Annotated in this window: 14 protein-coding genes; 8 read left to right on the plus strand and 6 right to left on the minus strand. The window is 72.7% G+C overall.

The features are described from left to right. The first annotated feature begins 31 nt into the window (after positions 1-31). Genes ACIQMU_RS19840 through ACIQMU_RS19850 form a run of 3 tightly spaced genes read left to right on the plus strand, consistent with a single transcriptional unit; the run spans position 32 to position 2,978 of the window. Positions 32-1,078, plus strand: a complete 1,047-nt coding sequence (locus ACIQMU_RS19840) for an ABC transporter substrate-binding protein (protein WP_352240937.1) — start codon at positions 32-34, stop codon at positions 1,076-1,078. Beyond that, a complete protein-coding gene (locus ACIQMU_RS19845; RefSeq protein ID WP_402689314.1) occupies positions 1,075-2,175 on the plus strand; it encodes a FecCD family ABC transporter permease in 1,101 nt (366 codons plus the stop codon). The genes ACIQMU_RS19840 and ACIQMU_RS19845 overlap by 4 nt, the downstream gene beginning before the upstream one ends. A gap of 17 nt (positions 2,176-2,192) precedes the next feature. Beyond that, positions 2,193-2,978, plus strand: a complete 786-nt coding sequence (locus ACIQMU_RS19850; RefSeq protein ID WP_402689385.1) for an ABC transporter ATP-binding protein — start codon at positions 2,193-2,195, stop codon at positions 2,976-2,978. A 103-nt stretch (positions 2,979-3,081) separates the two neighbouring features. Here the strand turns inward: ACIQMU_RS19850 and ACIQMU_RS19855 are convergent, their stop codons facing one another. Next, positions 3,082-4,119 (minus strand): PRC and DUF2382 domain-containing protein, encoded by a 1,038-nt coding sequence (locus ACIQMU_RS19855; protein WP_402689315.1) that lies wholly within the window; start codon positions 4,117-4,119, stop codon positions 3,082-3,084. Positions 4,120-4,349: 230 nt separating this feature from the next. Between ACIQMU_RS19855 and ACIQMU_RS19860 the strand changes: the two genes are divergently transcribed. Next, the gene (locus ACIQMU_RS19860) at positions 4,350-5,177 is read left to right on the plus strand and encodes an adenosylcobinamide amidohydrolase (RefSeq protein ID WP_402689316.1); all 828 of its coding nucleotides are present in this window, start codon (positions 4,350-4,352) and stop codon (positions 5,175-5,177) included. A 116-nt stretch (positions 5,178-5,293) separates the two neighbouring features. Here the strand turns inward: ACIQMU_RS19860 and ACIQMU_RS19865 are convergent, their stop codons facing one another. The 5 genes from ACIQMU_RS19865 to ACIQMU_RS19885 form a co-directional block, all read right to left on the minus strand. Beyond that, positions 5,294-5,893 (minus strand): thioesterase family protein, encoded by a 600-nt coding sequence (locus tag ACIQMU_RS19865; RefSeq protein WP_352240934.1) that lies wholly within the window; start codon positions 5,891-5,893, stop codon positions 5,294-5,296. Next, complete coding sequence (locus ACIQMU_RS19870; protein ID WP_352240933.1) at positions 5,890-6,894, minus strand: 3-hydroxyacyl-CoA dehydrogenase NAD-binding domain-containing protein; 1,005 nt, start codon at positions 6,892-6,894, stop codon at positions 5,890-5,892. The genes ACIQMU_RS19865 and ACIQMU_RS19870 overlap by 4 nt, the downstream gene beginning before the upstream one ends. 69 nt (positions 6,895-6,963) lie before the next feature. Continuing rightward, positions 6,964-7,857, minus strand: coding sequence for a 3-keto-5-aminohexanoate cleavage protein (locus ACIQMU_RS19875; protein ID WP_352240932.1), 894 nt, complete (start codon positions 7,855-7,857; stop codon positions 6,964-6,966). Positions 7,858-8,080: 223 nt separating this feature from the next. Beyond that, on the minus strand, positions 8,081-9,022 hold the full coding sequence (locus tag ACIQMU_RS19880) for a TetR family transcriptional regulator C-terminal domain-containing protein (RefSeq protein ID WP_402689317.1): 942 nt from the start codon (positions 9,020-9,022) through the stop codon (positions 8,081-8,083). A 159-nt stretch (positions 9,023-9,181) separates the two neighbouring features. Next, positions 9,182-10,063: a SigB/SigF/SigG family RNA polymerase sigma factor gene (locus ACIQMU_RS19885; RefSeq protein ID WP_352240930.1), complete on the minus strand. Its 882-nt coding sequence runs from the start codon at positions 10,061-10,063 to the stop codon at positions 9,182-9,184. 964 nt (positions 10,064-11,027) lie between these two features. Between ACIQMU_RS19885 and ACIQMU_RS19890 the strand changes: the two genes are divergently transcribed. From ACIQMU_RS19890 to ACIQMU_RS19905, 4 genes are all read left to right on the plus strand, one after another. Further along, positions 11,028-12,320, plus strand: a complete 1,293-nt coding sequence (locus ACIQMU_RS19890; RefSeq protein WP_402689318.1) for a PP2C family protein-serine/threonine phosphatase — start codon at positions 11,028-11,030, stop codon at positions 12,318-12,320. Positions 12,321-12,405: 85 nt separating this feature from the next. Further along, positions 12,406-13,152: a TetR family transcriptional regulator gene (locus ACIQMU_RS19895; protein ID WP_402689319.1), complete on the plus strand. Its 747-nt coding sequence runs from the start codon at positions 12,406-12,408 to the stop codon at positions 13,150-13,152. Next, a complete protein-coding gene (locus ACIQMU_RS19900; protein WP_402689320.1) occupies positions 13,149-13,949 on the plus strand; it encodes an SDR family NAD(P)-dependent oxidoreductase in 801 nt (266 codons plus the stop codon). Before ACIQMU_RS19895 ends, ACIQMU_RS19900 begins: the two co-directional genes overlap by 4 nt. 178 nt (positions 13,950-14,127) lie before the next feature. Then, entirely contained in the window at positions 14,128-15,171 is a 1,044-nt protein-coding gene (locus ACIQMU_RS19905; RefSeq protein ID WP_352240926.1) for an NAD(P)-dependent alcohol dehydrogenase, read from the plus strand. The last annotated feature ends 39 nt before the right edge of the window (positions 15,172-15,210 follow it).

Here is a 15,210-nt window from a genome sequence, read left to right on the forward strand (position 1 = left end):
GCGGCTGGGCCCAGAGACACCGAGGTCCTTCGTGCTGCCCACGGCCACCACCGCCCCGATACGTCCCGCGGTCCTGCTCGCGGCGGGAATCCTCCTGCTCAGCGCATGCGGCGCCGACGACACCACCACGGCCGCCGGGAGCGGCCGGGCTGACGGGTTCCCGGTCACCCTGGAGAACTGCGGACGCACCGTCACGGTGCAGGCCCCTCCCGAGCGGGCGGTCTCCGTCGACCAGGGGTCCACGGAGATCCTGCTCTCGCTCGGGCTCGCCGACCGGCTCGCCGCCACTGCCACCTGGACCGATCCGGTCATGAAGGGGCTGGAGAAGGCCAACGCCGACGTCGAACGGATATCGGAGAACCGGCCCTCCTCGGAGAAGGTCCTCGACAAGGAGCCCGACTTCCTCTCCGCCTCCTTCACCTCCACTCTCGCCAAGGGAGGCGTCGCGCCGCGCGAACAGTTCGAGAAGCTGGGAGTACCGACCTACGTCTCGCCCGCCGACTGTGCCGGCAAGGACAACAGCGGCGGCGGGGACGGAGCGCGTACCGCGCCGCTGACGATGGACAGCGTCTACGCCGAAGTGCGTGAGCTGGCCCGCGTGTTCGGCGTACCCGAGCGAGGCGAGAAGCTGGTGGAGGAGCTCCGGGCGCGGGTGGACCACGCCACCGAGGGCGTCGACGGCTCCGAGGTGTCGCTCCTGTACTGGTTCTCCGACTCCAAAGCCCCCTACCTGGCGGGGTGCTGCGGTGCTCCCGGCGTCATCACCCGGGAGCTCGGCGCGAAGAACGTCTTCGACGACACCCGCGACGAATGGCCTCAGATCGGCTGGGAAACGGTCGCCGACCGCAACCCCGACGTCCTCGTCATCGGCGACCTGAGCCGCACGACGCAGAGCGCCGAGAGCGCCGAGAAGAAGATCGAGTTCCTGGAGTCCCACCCGGTCACCAAAACCATGGACGCGGTCAGGAACCGCCGCTACGTACTGCTCAGCGGCCAGGCGATGAACCCCACCATCCGGACCGTCGAGGGCCTGGAGCGCGTCGCGGCCGGACTGCGCGACTTCGGGCTCGCGGAGTGAGCGCCGGCAACCGGACCGCGGAGCGGCCCGGGCCCGCGGCCGTGGAACGGGTGGCGGACCCTCCCGCCGGGACGTTCAGGAACGGCGGCCGGTTCGCCCTGCTGCTGGGGGCCGGAGGGGTCCTGCTCCTGCTGCTCTCGGTCGCGGTCGCCGTGACCACGGGGCCCGCCCGGATCTCCGTGCCGGACGTCTGGTCCGCTGTCACCGCACACCTCGGGTTCGGTGACTCCGGCCTCAGCCCCATCCGGGACGGCATCATCTGGGACCTGCGCATGCCCCGTACCCTCCTCGCCGCCGTGTGCGGCGCGGGGCTCGCGTTGTGCGGCACGGTGATGCAGTCCCTGCTGCGCAACCCGCTCGCCGACCCCTTCGTCCTCGGCGTCTCCTCCGGCGCCTCGACCGGGGCGGTCGTGGTGGTCGTCCTCGGGGTCGGCGGGGGAGCGGTCTCGCTGTCGGCCGGGGCGTTCGTCGGGGCCCTGTGCTCATTCGCCCTGATGCTGCTGCTCAGCCACACCCTCGGCGGCAGCACCGACCGGGTCGTCCTCTCCGGCGTCGCCGCGATGCAGCTCTTCTCCGCCCTCACCTCCTTCGTCGTGATGACCTCCGCGGACGCCGAGCAGACCCGCGGGGTGCTGTTCTGGCTTCTCGGCTCGCTCAGCGGGGTCGGCTGGAGCGAGGTCGTCCTCTGCTCCGCCGTCCTCGCCGGCTGCCTCGTGATCTCCCTGGCCTACGCCCGTACCCTCGACTCCTTCGCCTTCGGGCAGGAGGCCGCCGCCGCTCTCGGCGTGAACGTCGCCCGCACCCGGCTCGTGCTGCTGTGCACCACCGCCCTGCTGACCGCCGCCCTGGTCAGCGCCGCCGGAGCGATCGGTTTCGTCGGACTGGTCCTGCCGCACGCCGCCCGCGCCCTCATCGGCTCCGGCCACCGACGGCTCCTCCCGGTCACCGCGCTCGCCGGGGCCGTGTTCCTGGTCTGGGCCGACACCCTGGCCCGCACCGTCCTCGATCCGCAGGAGGTGCCGGTCGGAGTCGTCACCGCGCTGATCGGCGTTCCCGCCTTCGTCCTCATCCTGTATCGCACCCGGAGCACCCCGTGACGCACACCGCGGACCGCATGACGCCGACCCCCGCCCAGGGGCTGCGCGCCGACCGGGTCGGCCGGGAGGCGGGCGGCCGGCTCATCCTCGACGGCGTGACCATCTGCCCGCCGCCCGGCTCCACCGTCGGACTCCTCGGCCCCAACGGCTCCGGCAAGTCCACTCTGCTGCGGGTTCTCGCGGGCCTTCTCGTCCCGGACACCGGTGTCGTGACCCTGGACGGCGACCCCCTCGCCGACCTCGGCCGCCGCACCGTCGCCCGCCGGCTCGCCGTCGTGGACCAGCACGCCGTCACTCAGGCCGACCTCAGTGTCCTGGAGGTCGTACGACTCGGCCGCATCCCGCACCGGCGCGCCTGGTCCACCCCGGACCGCACCGACGAGGACGCGGTCGCGGAGGCACTGCGGCGCACCGGACTCACCGACCGTGCCGGGCAGTCGTGGCACACCCTCTCGGGAGGCGAACGCCAACGTGCCCAGGTGGCCAGGGCATTGGCCCAGCAACCCCGCGAACTGCTGCTGGACGAACCGACGAACCACCTCGACATCCAGCATCAGCTGGACCTGCTCGCCCTGGTCGCCGGCCTTCCCGTCACCAGCGTCGTCGCGCTGCACGACCTCAACCTCGCCGCGATGTTCTGCGACCGGATCATCGTGATGAAGGCGGGCCGGGTCATCGCCGGCGGCGCCCCCGCCGAGGTCATCACCGAGGACCTCATCGAGGACGTCTACGGGGTCCGGGCCATCGTCACCCCGGACGGGCCGGACGGACGCCCCTCGGTCCGGTTTCTGCCGCGGGGCTGAACGCGCACGGCGCCGGACAGCCCGCCGGGCGGGCTCGGTGTGCGAGCCCGCCCGGCGGCCGAGGACATGGGAGCGGCCGTGCGGCCACCTGAGGACGTGCGGGTCAGCGGCGTCGCCCCTGGCCGAACTCGCCACCGGCGTCCTTGCCGGTGCCCATGTCCTTGCCGTCCGCGTAGTCGATCTTCTCCTTGCGGACCTCGGCGGAGACTTCCTTCTGCTCGGTGACCCGGTTCGTCTCCAGCCGGACCCGCTCCACCGGCACGGCCTCCTTGCGTACGGTGGCGCGTTCCGCGTGCAGTGTGACCTCGACGTCCTGCTCGCCGAAGTCCGAGGTCCCGGCGGACTTCTCCCCCGGCTGGAGCGGTTCGCGGACCACGCGCACCTCTTCGTGGGACACGGGCACGGTCCGGGTGACCTCCTCGGTCACCACGTACTTGTGCAGCCGTGCCTTGCCGCTCTCGTACTCCTCCTTGCCGACGTGCACCTGCTCCTCGGAGCGGATCAGCTCCTCCTTGCCGCTCATGTCGGCAGCCCGGGACGTGCCCGCGCCGGCGCCGGCCAGCGGCCGTCCCGCGGCGGAGGCGTCCGTGTCGCGGTGCCTGCCCGTACCGCCGCCTGCTCCTGCCATGCCCGCTCCCGTCGTTCCCGCGGCCCCGGCGCCCGCCGTGGTCGCCTTCCCGGTCGCCTTGGCGCCGGGGGCCGTCCCGGTCCCGCGGGCCGTACCCGCGGCACCCGCCGCACCGGCGGCGCCCATGGCCCCGGTCCCGGCGGTGGTCGGCGCGTCCATGCCGGACCGGTTCTCACCGAGGTTGCCGGCCTTCCTGGCCAGGCCGTAGTGCCGGTACAGCTCCTCCTCCTCGGCCACGGAGAGGTGCGCGTCCGCGTCCACCCGCGGTGCGTCCTTGACGCTGTCCTTCGGATGGGCGACGTGCAGGTCGGAGCCCACTCGACGGGCTCCGGCGAGCGGAACGAAGCTCTCCTTCATGCCGAACAGGCCGGTCTTGACCGTGACCCAGTCGGGCTTGCCGGTGTCGTCGTCGACGTACACGCGGCCCACACTGCCGACCTTCTCACCGTCGTTGTCGTACACGGTCAGTCCGTCGAGTTCTCCGGAATCCGTGAAACCGTCAGCGGCTCCCATAACCGATTCCTCCTCTCGGGCACGCCCTGTGGTTGGCTCCACCAGAGGTGGCGCGTCCGGATTCCATCGCGCCTCACCCGCATGGACGCTGCAACCGCCCGCCCGCCCGGACAGCGGCCTCAGAACGCGGCGGTTCGGGGCTCCCGCCGCGCTGCGGCGGCACCGGGCCACCTCGGAGCCGGTTAGGCCAATCGAGTGAGAGGCCGGGTTCCGCATAGGATCGGCGGACCATGGCGGCCGCAGGGCGGACCACCGCCGACCCGTCGAGCCACCAGGGGTGCGCCATCTCTTCCGTACGCCTCCGGCCGCCCGCGCAACGGGGCGAACTGCGCGAACGCCACGAGGACGGCCACCGCCTCCACCACCTGCTGTGGCGGCTGGGCCCCGGCGTCCGGGTCTGCAGCAGCGCGGTTCTCGGCGGCGGCATCGGCCCCCGGGCCTGGATACTCAACGCCCAGGTCCCCGGTGGCTACCCGCGCCTCGACCCGGACCGCCACCTCGCCGAGATCGCCGCCGCGGAGGGGCTCGCCGGGCCGGGCGCCGGCCTGATGACCGCGGCCGACGTCGCCGCGTACACGACCGGACACGACGGCGGTGTCACGGTGACCGTCACGGCGGGTCTCGGTGTACGGGGCTGGGCGGCGGCCCCCGCCACGACCACGCCGGCACCGTACCGGCCGGGGGCGGCGGATGCCCCGGTACCTCCACCGGCCGGCCCGGCGGCGGCCGGGGCGCCTTTGACCGGGCCGGGGCCCGGGGAGGCCCCGGGGGGCCCGTTCCGCCCGGGCACGGTCAACATCGTCGTCCTGCTTCCCGTGCCTCTCTCCGACTCCGCCCTCGTCAACGCCATCGCCACCGCGACCGAGGCCAAGGTCCAAGCGCTCCTGGACGCCGGACTCGACTGCTCGGGCACGCCCACGGACGCCGTGTGCGTCGCCGCCCCCGAACCCGGGTCCGACGGCGGCGAACCCTTCGCCGGGCCCCGCTCCCCCTGGGGGGCGCGGATCGCCCGCGCGGTGCACACCGCCGTGCTGGCGGGGGCCCGCCCGGCGGCCTGACGGCGCCCGGACCGCACCACGGGGCCACTGCCGTGCCCGTGTCCGCAGGCGATCCGTACCCGGTCGTGGACGGCCCCGGCCGGAACCGGGCGCGGGCAAGGGGAACGCGAAGGGTCTCAGCGGGCCGCCGGGACCTCGGTGATCGAGCGACCCGCCCACGCGGGCGCCGGCTCGACGAGCGCGGTCAGCCGCTCCCGTACGGAACCGGGGAACGGGGCGGTGCGGCCCGCCTGCTGGTCCACATGGAGCGCCAGCAGTTCGCTCGTCGCCGCCGGGGCGGCGTCCGGCTCCGGCTCGGCGTCGGGGGCGCCGACCACGTACAGCTCGTGGCAGAAGCGCGCCTTCTTGGTGTCCGCGCCCAACAGGCGGGTCCGGACAGCGAGATGGGACCCCTCGGCCACGTCACGCAGATAGCGCAGATGCGACTCGACGGTGTAGAGCGAGCAACCGGTGCTCTCCCGATACCCGGCGTGCAGACCGGCCTCGATCATCATCGCGTCCGTGGCATACCCGAAGACGAGGACGTAGAACGCCTCGCTCATATGGCCGTTGTAGTCGATCCACTCGGGCCGCACGGTCCGGTGGACCAGGGGGAGCGCCGTGGCGCCGACGGCTTCCGAGGCGTGCTCGGCGTCCGCGGAAGGTGCGGCTTGCGCGGCGCCCTCGGCTTCCGCGGTGCCCGTGGTCTGCTCGTGGGGCTTGCGCTGCTCGTTCATCGGGTCTTCTCCTCGGCGGACCGGGTAAGGCGGCCGGTGGCCCGCAGGACGTCGATGACTCCCCGGTCCCGTTCGGCGACGAGGTCGGCGATGGTCCGGCCGTCCGCCGCCTCCTCGCAGCCCGCCACCACGGCGTCGTACAGGGCGCGGTCCAGCTCGGGTGCTTCGAGCCGGGTCCAGGGGGACTTCAGCGACGGGCCGAAGTGGTCGAGCATGTGGGCCATCCCGCCCTCGCCGCCCGCGAGCGCGAACGTGAGCATCGGACCCATCACGGCCCAGCGGAGCCCCGGCCCCTCGGTGATCGACGCGTCGATCTCCCGCACCGTCGCCTCGCCCTGGGCGACCATGTGCAGGGCTTCGCGCCACAGCGCCTCCTGGAGCCGGTTGGCGATGAAGCCGGGCACCTCGCGTTCCATGGTGATCACGGACTTGCCCGCCACGGCGTAGAAGCGCGAAGCCCAGTCGACCGCGGCGGGCGCGGTCCGCTCGCCGCCGACGACCTCGACCAGGGGAATGAGATAGGGCGGATTGAAGGGGTGCCCGACGACGAGCCGCCCGGGGTCGGCCGCCTCCGTCTGCATGTCCGTCATCGGGTAGCCGGAGGTCGACGAGGCGATCACGGTACCGGCGGGCGCGGCGGCGTCCAGCCGGGCCAGCAGATCACGCTTCAGGTCCAGCTTCTCCGGAGCGCTCTCCTGGACGAACTGGGCATCGGCCACGGCCTCTTCGAGCGTCGCGGCGACGGTCAGCCGGTCCGGCGAGGCTCCGTCGGCCAGGCCGAGCTGCTCCAGCGCGGGCCAGGCGGCGGCGACGAGCCGGCGCAGCCGGACGGCCGCGTCGGGGGCAGGGTCCCAGGCGGTGACGTCGTAACCGCGGGCGAGGAAGTGGGCGGCCCAGCCACCACCGATCACCCCGGCTCCGACGCACGCCACACGGCGTACGTCCTCCGGCGCGCAGGGTTCGGTGGGGCCGTCGTTGACGGCGGAGGGGGTGACAGTCACGGGCGCACTCCAGAAGATATCGGGGGAGGGGGTCGTGCGGGAGGGGGGGAAGGGAGGGCTGGGCGGCTGTCAGCCGCGCGGGCGCAGGCCGAGCTTCTCGCGCGCCTCGTCGGGCGTGGCGACCCGGGAGCCCAGGGATTCGGTGATCCGAACGGCGCGCTCCACCAACTGGCCGTTGGTGGCCTTGACGCCCTTGCCCAGATAGAGGTTGTCCTCCAGGCCGACCCGGACGTGTCCGCCGAGCAGGATCGACTGGGCGACCCAGGGCATCTGCATCCGGCCGAGCGAGAAGCTCGCCCACTGGGCGCCGGGGGGAAGCATGTTGACCATCGCCTGGAGGACGCCCGGGTCGGCGGGCGCGCCCCACGGAATGCCCATGCAGAGCTGGAAGACCGTGGGATCGTCGAGCAGACCCTCGGCGAGGAGCTGCTTGGCGAACCACAGCTGTCCGGTGTCGAAGATCTCCAGCTCGGGCCGGACCCCCAGCTCCTGGATGCGCTTGGCGCCGGTGCGCAGCATGTCGGGGGTCGAGACGTACAGGTTGCTGCCGTCGCCGAAGTTGAGCGAACCGCAGTCCAGCGTGCAGATGTCCGGCAGCAGATCCTCCACGTGCGGCAGGCGTTCGAGGCCACCGACCAGATCGGTGCCCGGCAGCTGCCGGAGGGGGGCTTCCGGGTCGATGACGAGGTCCCCGCCCATCCCGGCGGTCAGATTGATGACCACATCGGTTCCGGTCTCCCGGATCCGCTCGACGACCTCCCGGTAGAGCCGGGGGTCGCGGGAGGGCGCGCCGGTCTCCGGCTCGCGGACATGGATGTGGACCACGGCCGCCCCGGCTCCGGCGGCCTCGACCGCCGACGCGGCGATCTGTTCGGGCGTCACCGGGACATGAGGGCTGCGGCCGACGGTGTCACCGGCGCCGGTGAGGGCGCAGGTGATGATGACGTTCTGGTTCACGGGCATGCGGAAACGTCTCCTTCGGGGAGATTCAGGGAGATTCGGCGATTCGGCGATTCGGCGATTCGGCGATTTGGGGAGGTGGGGGAGGTTTCGGGGCGGGGCGGGTCTTTCGGGGGTCGGGACTGTGGAGAAGAAAAGCGGGAAGGAAGTGGGGCAGGGGTATTCGGGGCCCCGGGAATCCGGGGACTGCCGGCCGTACGAGGTGTGTACGGGGCGGACGCGGGCGTCAGCCGGCCTCGGGTGCGGTCAGGCAGGCGTCCACGTGCGCGGTCAGCGTGTCGTGCATCGACTGGGCATCCGCGCCCGGGAGCCCGGGCACGGCGGCAAGGACCTGGGAGGCCAGTCCGTCGATGAGCGCCGTGAGGGCGAGGGCCGCGCCGTCCGCGTCGACCGGACGGAACACGCCCTGCTCGATGCCGCGACGGATCACGTCGGCGACCGTCCCCCGCCACTGGCGGTAGTACTCCACGTGGAGCCGTCCGACCGTGGTCGACCGTGCGGCCTCGGCCCACAGGTCGAGCCAGACGCACCACTGCCGCCGTTGCTGTTCGGTGCGGGGCGTCTGGAGATCGATCAACAGGCGCAGCTCGTCCCCGGCGTGGCGGGTGCCGGCCGTGGCGTCGGCACGGCGGCGGGTGTCCTCGTCCATGCACCAGCGGACCGCGGCTTCGAGCAGTTCGTCACGGCCGGGGAAGTGGTAGTGGATCGCGGCGGTGCTGGTGTGGCAGGCCGCGGCGATGTCCGCGACCCGGACGGCGTGGAATCCGCGCTCGGCGATGAGCCGGACGGTCTCGCGAACGATCTGCAAGGGCCTGCCGCCCTCCGGCGAGGGCGGGCGAGGGGGCGGCGAGGGGCGCGCGCGGGACGCCGCACCGGCCGTCGTGTCGGCCTTCGCTTCGGCCGTCGTGGCGGCGGTCGCTCCGGCCGTTGCCCCGCCGGTCGCAGTACCGCCCGGCGTGTCGTCCGCCGTACCGATCAGGCGGCCGACGTCCACGCCGCCGATGTCCGCGATCCGGGCCAGTTCGGCGGCGGTGAAGCGCCGTGTGCCGTTCAGGGAACGGGACAGCTTCGACGGATCGATCACGATCCGCCGCGCGAACTCGCGGGCGCTGACACCCGCCGCGTCGATCACCTGTCGGACCCGTGCGGCCACCTCGTCCTGCTGCATGGTCAGCCACCGTAGCCACGTGTTGAGAAAATCTCAACATCAGCATCGAGGTTCTGCCCGTGACGCAAAGCATTGCGGTTCTGACTGATGCATCAGTCAGAACCGCAATGCGATGGCTTCGAAGCATCAGTCAGAACCGCGACGCGACGAATCCGACGCTCACTCCTGGACGAGCATCCCGTTCCGCAGCCTGCCCAGCATCCGGCTCAGCAGCCGGGACACATGCATCTGGGATATTCCGAGCTCCTCGCCGATCTGTGCCTGGGTCATCTCCCGGCCGAAACGCAGGTCGATGATCCGGCGCTCCCGCTCGTCCAGTTCGCCGAGCAGGGGTGCGAGAGCGTGGAGATTCTCCACGGCCTCCATGGCGGGATCCGGCTCACCCAGCACATCGGCGAAGGTCCGGCCGGCGGTCTGGCGGGGCCCGGACTCCGCGGCGTCGGTCGGCATGTCCAGGGAGCCGGCCGTGTAGCCGTTGGAGGCGACGATCCCTTCCGTCACCTCAGATTCCTCGATCCCCAGCGCCTCCGCCAGTTCGCTGATCGTGGGGTCCCGGTCGAGGTCGGCGGCCAGGGCCTCCTTCGCCTTGGCCAGGTCGACCCGCAGCTCCTGGAGACGCCGCGGCACGTGCACCGCCCAGCTCGTGTCCCGGAAGAACCGCTTGATCTCCCCGACGATGTACGGCACCGCGAACGACGTGAACTCGACCTCCCGCGAGAGGTCGAAGCGGTCGATCGCCTTGATCAGCCCGATGGTGCCGACCTGGATGATGTCCTCCATGTCGCCGCTGCCCCGGTTGCGGAAGCGGTTGGCGGCGAAGCGGACGAGGGAGAGGTTCATCTCGATGAGGGTGTTGCGCGCGTACTGGTACTCGTGCGTTCCCTCCTCCAGGACCTGGAGGCGGTCGAAGAAGAGGCGCGAGAGCCGGCGCGCGTCCATCGGGGCGATCTTCCCGGCATCCTCGATCCACGGAAGTTCCTCGGTGGTACCCGCCCGGTCCGTGCCGGCTGCCTGGGCGGTCTGCGCGGTCTGCTCGGTCATGTCGCTTCACGCTCCCTGGTTCGTATGCCCTGAGGCTTGTTCGCCTTCCCGGAGGTGCGGCTCTCATGCGTGAGGGAGGAAGTTGATCAGGTCACACGGCGTGAGTGGACCGAAAACAGGCGGCGTTCGACCCTGAAACACCATCACCCGAAGGGCGTGGGCGGGGAGGCGTGCGCGAGCGCCGAGGAGGGCCGAGGCGCGTCCCGGAGCGCAAAGAACCGCCCCACCGGTACGGGGGAGCCCGGTGGGGCGGTCGCCACCAGAGTGCCACAGGCGGGAAGCCGTTGGGACCGTACCGACGCGTATTGGCCTACGGATGAGTCGATTTCGCCGCTTGCCCACGCGAGCACCCGGCCGTGGCGTCCGCGTGCCGTCGGGGACCGGGAACGCGGTTGCGGAGGGCGGGAGTTCGGGCCTGCGCGTCCGCGTGCTGTATCTCCGGCACTTCCCCGGGGCCCGGCGGAACCCTCTGCCGGGGGGTGGGGGCCGGGGAGCTGAGGGTCCCGGGGGGCTCCACGACCTCCCGGGAACCCGGGGGCCTCCGTGACTGACCTCCCGGGGTCTCGGGAGGGGCAGCCTCCGGACCGGGCGCGGCATCCACCGCCGTGTCGGACGGCCGGACGCCGTCCACCGCGGCGTCGGCCGACCGGACGTCCTCGGCCCGGCAGTCGGCCTCCCGGTCCCGCGGCGGCTCCCGGGCGCGGTCAGGACGACGGAGCCGCCCGGGGCCGGTGGCCCGCACCGGCACCGGGCACGGCGGGAGACCCACCACCCGTTCGCACCCGCTCGACGTGGCTCCCGATAGCGGGCGTCCGGAGCGGGACCTTCGGCACCCGCTGGAGGTCCTAAGCCCTCCTGCGCGGACGTCCGCCTCCGGGTCAACTGGAAGAAGGGGCCGGCCGGAACTGCGGGCGGCCACGAGAGACCAGCGGGAGGACAGGCCGTGCCCATGAGGCTGTTGGACATGGCACAGAAGCAGAGCGGAACCCGGCGTCCGAGTACCGCGCCCGGCGCGGACGCCGGTATCGCCACGGTGTCCCGGAGCCGGATAGGCAGCGGGGCGCTGGTCGCCGGCCTCGCGCTGCTGACCGGGCTGGTGCTGTTCCTCGACGCCACCACGGGCGACGACCTGCGGGTCGTGCCGCTGCTCGTGGTGGTCCCGGCGCTGGCCTCCGTCTACTGCAGCCTCCGCCAGACGATCTGGATCGCGGTGTGGATCACCACGGTCGTCGTCGGCTTCCGGGTCGGCGCGGACGGCACCTTCTGGGATTTCGTCTTCGGCATCGGCTTCGCCGTCCTGGCCTGCGCCCTCGGGGTCGCCGCCTGCGCGGCGCGTATCCGGCACGCCACCGAGATGGCACGGCTGCGGTCCGCCGCCGTCACCCTGCAGCGCCAGATCCTTCGGCCGCTGCCCGTCGTGACCGACCACCTCTTCGCGCACGGGCTCTACGAGCCGATCGAGGAGGACCGATTCGTCGGCGGCGACATCTACGAGGTCGTCGAGTCGCCCTACGGGACCCGGGTGATCCTCGGGGACGTCCAGGGCAAGGGTCTCGCGGCCATCGGCGTCGGATTCGCGGCCATCGCGGCCTTCCGCGAAGCGGCGATCCGTGAACGCACACTCACCGGAGTGGTGGAAGCGCTGGAGGACGCCGTCGTCCGGCACAACGCGTTCTCCGCCCAGACCGGCGACGTCGAACGCTTCGTGACCGCGCTCGTGCTGGGATTCGACGGGGGCGGCCGGGTGGAGGCCGTGAACTGCGGCCACCTGCCGCCCCGCCTGCTCCACGACGGCGGGGCCTCGGCTGTCACGCTGCATCGGACCTACGTCCCCCTCGGCCTCGCCGGACTCGGCGGGGAGACCCGTACGGCCGAGTCCTTCGGCTTCCCGCCGGGCGCGACGCTCCTCGTCGTCACCGACGGGGTGACCGAGGCCCGCGACGCGGCCGGCGCCTTCTACCCGCTGGACGAGCGGATCGGGCCCTGGGCCGGGCACGGGCCCCGCGAGCTGCTCGACGCCCTCCACGTGGACCTGGAGACCTTCTCCGGAGGCGTCCGGCGCGACGACGTCGCCGCGCTCGCCCTGCACAGCGCGTCCGCCGACGACGAGGGGCGCCCCGCGTTCCCCGGCCATGCCGTTCTCGAAAGCGCCGGGCCCGAAGACGCTGTCCCCGGCCATGTCGTTCCCGGGGGCGCCGTTCCCGGCGACCGCGCCACCGGAGCGGGCGACGACGACCGGCGGCCCGCCGCCGTCTGAGCGGCCCGCCCTCTCCCGCAGCCACCCTGGATGTCCCCACGAGACGAATGTCGCGTGGGGACATTTTCAGGTGTACGGTGCATGTATGTCTCCGGAACGGAAGATCCCGGAACGTCGCAGCCGCAAGGCGCGCCGTACCCGCGACACCCTGGCGCAAGCCGCGTTCGAGCTGGTGCTCGACCGAAGTCTGCGGAACGTGACGGTCGAGGAGATCGCGGAAGCCGCGGACGTCGACCGCCGCACGTTCAGCCGGTACTTCACGAGCAAGGAGGCCGCCGCCCTGGACTCCCTGCGGGGCGACGGCGACCGCATCAACGCGGCCCTGCGCGCCCGCCCGGCCCCCGAGCCCCCGCTCCTCGCCTACCGGCGGGCCGTCCTGGACTGGCTCGCCGATCCGGCGGCGCAGCCCTGGCACCGCCGCCCCCGGATCTTCGACCTGCTGGTCGTCGCCGAGGAGGAGCCGACCCTCTACGCCGCCTTCCACCACATCCGGGTGGACGCACAGGAGGACTCGGTCGCCATCGTCGCGGACCGGCTCGGCGTCGATCCGCGGCAGGACATCCGGCCCGCCGTGACCGTCGCCGCGGGAGCGGGCGCCCTGCTCGCCGCCCAGGCTGCCTGGGTGCGGGGAGGACAGCCGGACGCCCTGCCCGAACTGGTCGCCGGGGCCTTCGACGCGCTCTCCGCCGACCTGCTCGGCGAACCGCCGCGCCCCGCTCAGGAACAGGGTCACGGCATCGCCGGCACCGGTGCCGGCACAAGCGCCCCAGTCACCGCAGAAGCAGAAGCAGAAGAACCAGAAGAACCAGAAGGAACCGAGGTCACCTCATGAGCACCGAGCACAGCTCCATCCCCGCAGCCGAGGCGAAGTCCGCAGCCCAGGCCGAGTTCGCGGGCCGCACCGCCCTCGTCACCGGCGGAGCCTCCGGCATCGGTCTCGCCCTGGCCCGGCGGCTCGCCGCCGGCGGCGCGGCGGTCGTCGTCGCCGACTACGACGAGAAGAACGCCCGCAAGGCCGCCGCCGAGCTGGAGAGCTCCGGGGCCAGGGCCGCCGCCGTCGCGATGGACGTCACCGACGCGGCCTCCGTGGAAGCGGGCGTGCGGTTCGCGGTGGACACCTTCGGCGCCCTCCACCTGGCCGCGAACAACGCGGGCGTCGCGGGGGTCGCCAGTCCCACCGGGGAGTACCCGGTCGAGGACTGGAACCGCGTCGTCGCCACCAACCTCAGTGGCGTCTTCCACTCCCTGCGCTACGAGCTGCCCGCCATCGTCGAGGCGGGCGGCGGCGCGATCGTCAACATGTCCTCCATCCTCGGCACGAACGGTTTCGCGGGGTCGCCCGCGTACGTCGCGGCCAAGCACGGCGTCGTCGGCCTGACCAAGACCGCGGCGCTCGAATACGCCGCACGGAACGTCCGGATCAACGCGGTCGGCCCCGGCTTCATCGACACTCCGCTCCTGAAGAACGCCGACCCGGCGGCCCGCGAGCACCTGGTCTCCCTGCACCCGGCCGGTCGCCTCGGCACCGCCGAGGAGGTCGCCGAGCTCGCGGCCTTCCTGCTCTCCGACAAGGCGTCGTTCATCCACGGCAGCTACCACCTCGTGGACGGCGGGTTCTCCGCCCCCTGACGGACGGACGCCGCGCCGGAGGCCGACACGGAACGCTGTGAAGGAGACCGCGACAGACCCCTCCGACCGGCTCCGTCACGGAGCCGGTCGCCGATCCCCGGGTGGCGCGCCGGGGACACCGGGGCGACAAAGGACACACAGGGCGAAGTAGAGACCAAGGAAGCAGCGAGGAGACCCCATGAAAGCCGTTCAGTACCGATCTGTCGGCGCCGCCCCCGAGGTGGTCACCGTCCCGGACCCCGAGCCCGGCCCCGGCCAGGTCCTGCTGAAGGTCACCGCCGCCGGCGTCTGCCACTCCGACATCGCCGTGATGAGCTGGCCCGCCGACCAGATCCCCTTCCCCCTGCCGCTCACCCTGGGCCACGAGGGCGTCGGCACGATCGCCGCCCTCGGCGCCGGCGTAGACGGCTTCGCGGTCGGCGACTCCGTCGCGGTGTACGGCCCCTGGGGCTGTGGCGCCTGCGTGAACTGTGCCGAGGGCAGGGAGAACTACTGCCTGCGCGCCGCGGAGCTCGGCATCATGCCGCCCGGACTCGGCGCACCCGGCGCGATGGCCGAGTACATGATCGTCGACAACCCCCGCCACCTGGTCCCGATCGGTGACCTCGACCCGGTGAAGACGGTGCCTCTCACCGACGCCGGGCTGACCCCGTACCACGCGATCGTGCGCTCCCTGGCGAAGCTGGTGCCCGGCTCCACCACCGTCGTTATCGGCGCCGGCGGCCTCGGCCACGTGGCGATCCAGCTGCTGCGCGCCATGACGGCCACCCGGGTGATCGCTCTCGACGTCACCGAGGACAAGCTCGCCCTGGCCCGGACCGTCGGCGCGCACGAAACCGTCGTGTCCGACGAGAACGCGGCCGCTCGCGTCAGGGAACTGACCGGCGGACTCGGCGCCCACGTGGTCCTCGACTTCGTCGGGGCGACGCCCACCGTGCAGACCGCCGGAGCCGTCGCCCGCGTGGACGGCGACGTCACCATCGTCGGCATCGGAGGCGGCGCGCTCCCGGTGGGCTTCGGGACGCTTCCGTACGGAGCCAATGTCTGCGCCCCCTACTGGGGCTCGCGCAAGGAGCTCGCCGAGGTCCTCGACCTGGCCCACGCCGGGGCGGTGGACGTCCACGTGGAGACGTACTCGCTCGACGAGGCCCCGCTCGCCTACGAACGCCTCCACGACGGCAGGATCAACGGCCGGGCCGTCATCCTCCCCGCCGGGGGCTGACCTACCCGGCCCCCGGCCGTCCCGCCCCCGGAGGCCGAC

It is taken from the genome of Streptomyces sp. NPDC091649 (assembly GCF_044756785.1).
Lineage (GTDB): Bacteria > Actinomycetota > Actinomycetes > Streptomycetales > Streptomycetaceae > Streptomyces.

What these genes read in the sequence shown, in the direction of transcription:
- ACIQMU_RS19855 (WP_402689315.1), bottom strand. Translation starts at nt 4,119, where the DNA reads ATGGGAGCCGCTGACGGTTTCACGGATTCCGGAGAACTCGACGGACTG.
- ACIQMU_RS19860 (WP_402689316.1), top strand. Translation starts at nt 4,350, where the DNA reads ATGGCGGCCGCAGGGCGGACCACCGCCGACCCGTCGAGCCACCAGGGG.
- ACIQMU_RS19865 (WP_352240934.1), bottom strand. Translation starts at nt 5,893, where the DNA reads ATGAACGAGCAGCGCAAGCCCCACGAGCAGACCACGGGCACCGCGGAA.
- ACIQMU_RS19905 (WP_352240926.1), top strand. Translation starts at nt 14,128, where the DNA reads ATGAAAGCCGTTCAGTACCGATCTGTCGGCGCCGCCCCCGAGGTGGTC.
- ACIQMU_RS19895 (WP_402689319.1), top strand. Translation starts at nt 12,406, where the DNA reads ATGTCTCCGGAACGGAAGATCCCGGAACGTCGCAGCCGCAAGGCGCGC.
- ACIQMU_RS19875 (WP_352240932.1), bottom strand. Translation starts at nt 7,857, where the DNA reads ATGCCCGTGAACCAGAACGTCATCATCACCTGCGCCCTCACCGGCGCC.
- ACIQMU_RS19880 (WP_402689317.1), bottom strand. Translation starts at nt 9,022, where the DNA reads ATGCAGCAGGACGAGGTGGCCGCACGGGTCCGACAGGTGATCGACGCG.
- ACIQMU_RS19885 (WP_352240930.1), bottom strand. Translation starts at nt 10,063, where the DNA reads ATGACCGAGCAGACCGCGCAGACCGCCCAGGCAGCCGGCACGGACCGG.
- ACIQMU_RS19890 (WP_402689318.1), top strand. Translation starts at nt 11,028, where the DNA reads ATGGCACAGAAGCAGAGCGGAACCCGGCGTCCGAGTACCGCGCCCGGC.
- ACIQMU_RS19850 (WP_402689385.1), top strand. Translation starts at nt 2,193, where the DNA reads ATGACGCCGACCCCCGCCCAGGGGCTGCGCGCCGACCGGGTCGGCCGG.
- ACIQMU_RS19900 (WP_402689320.1), top strand. Translation starts at nt 13,149, where the DNA reads ATGAGCACCGAGCACAGCTCCATCCCCGCAGCCGAGGCGAAGTCCGCA.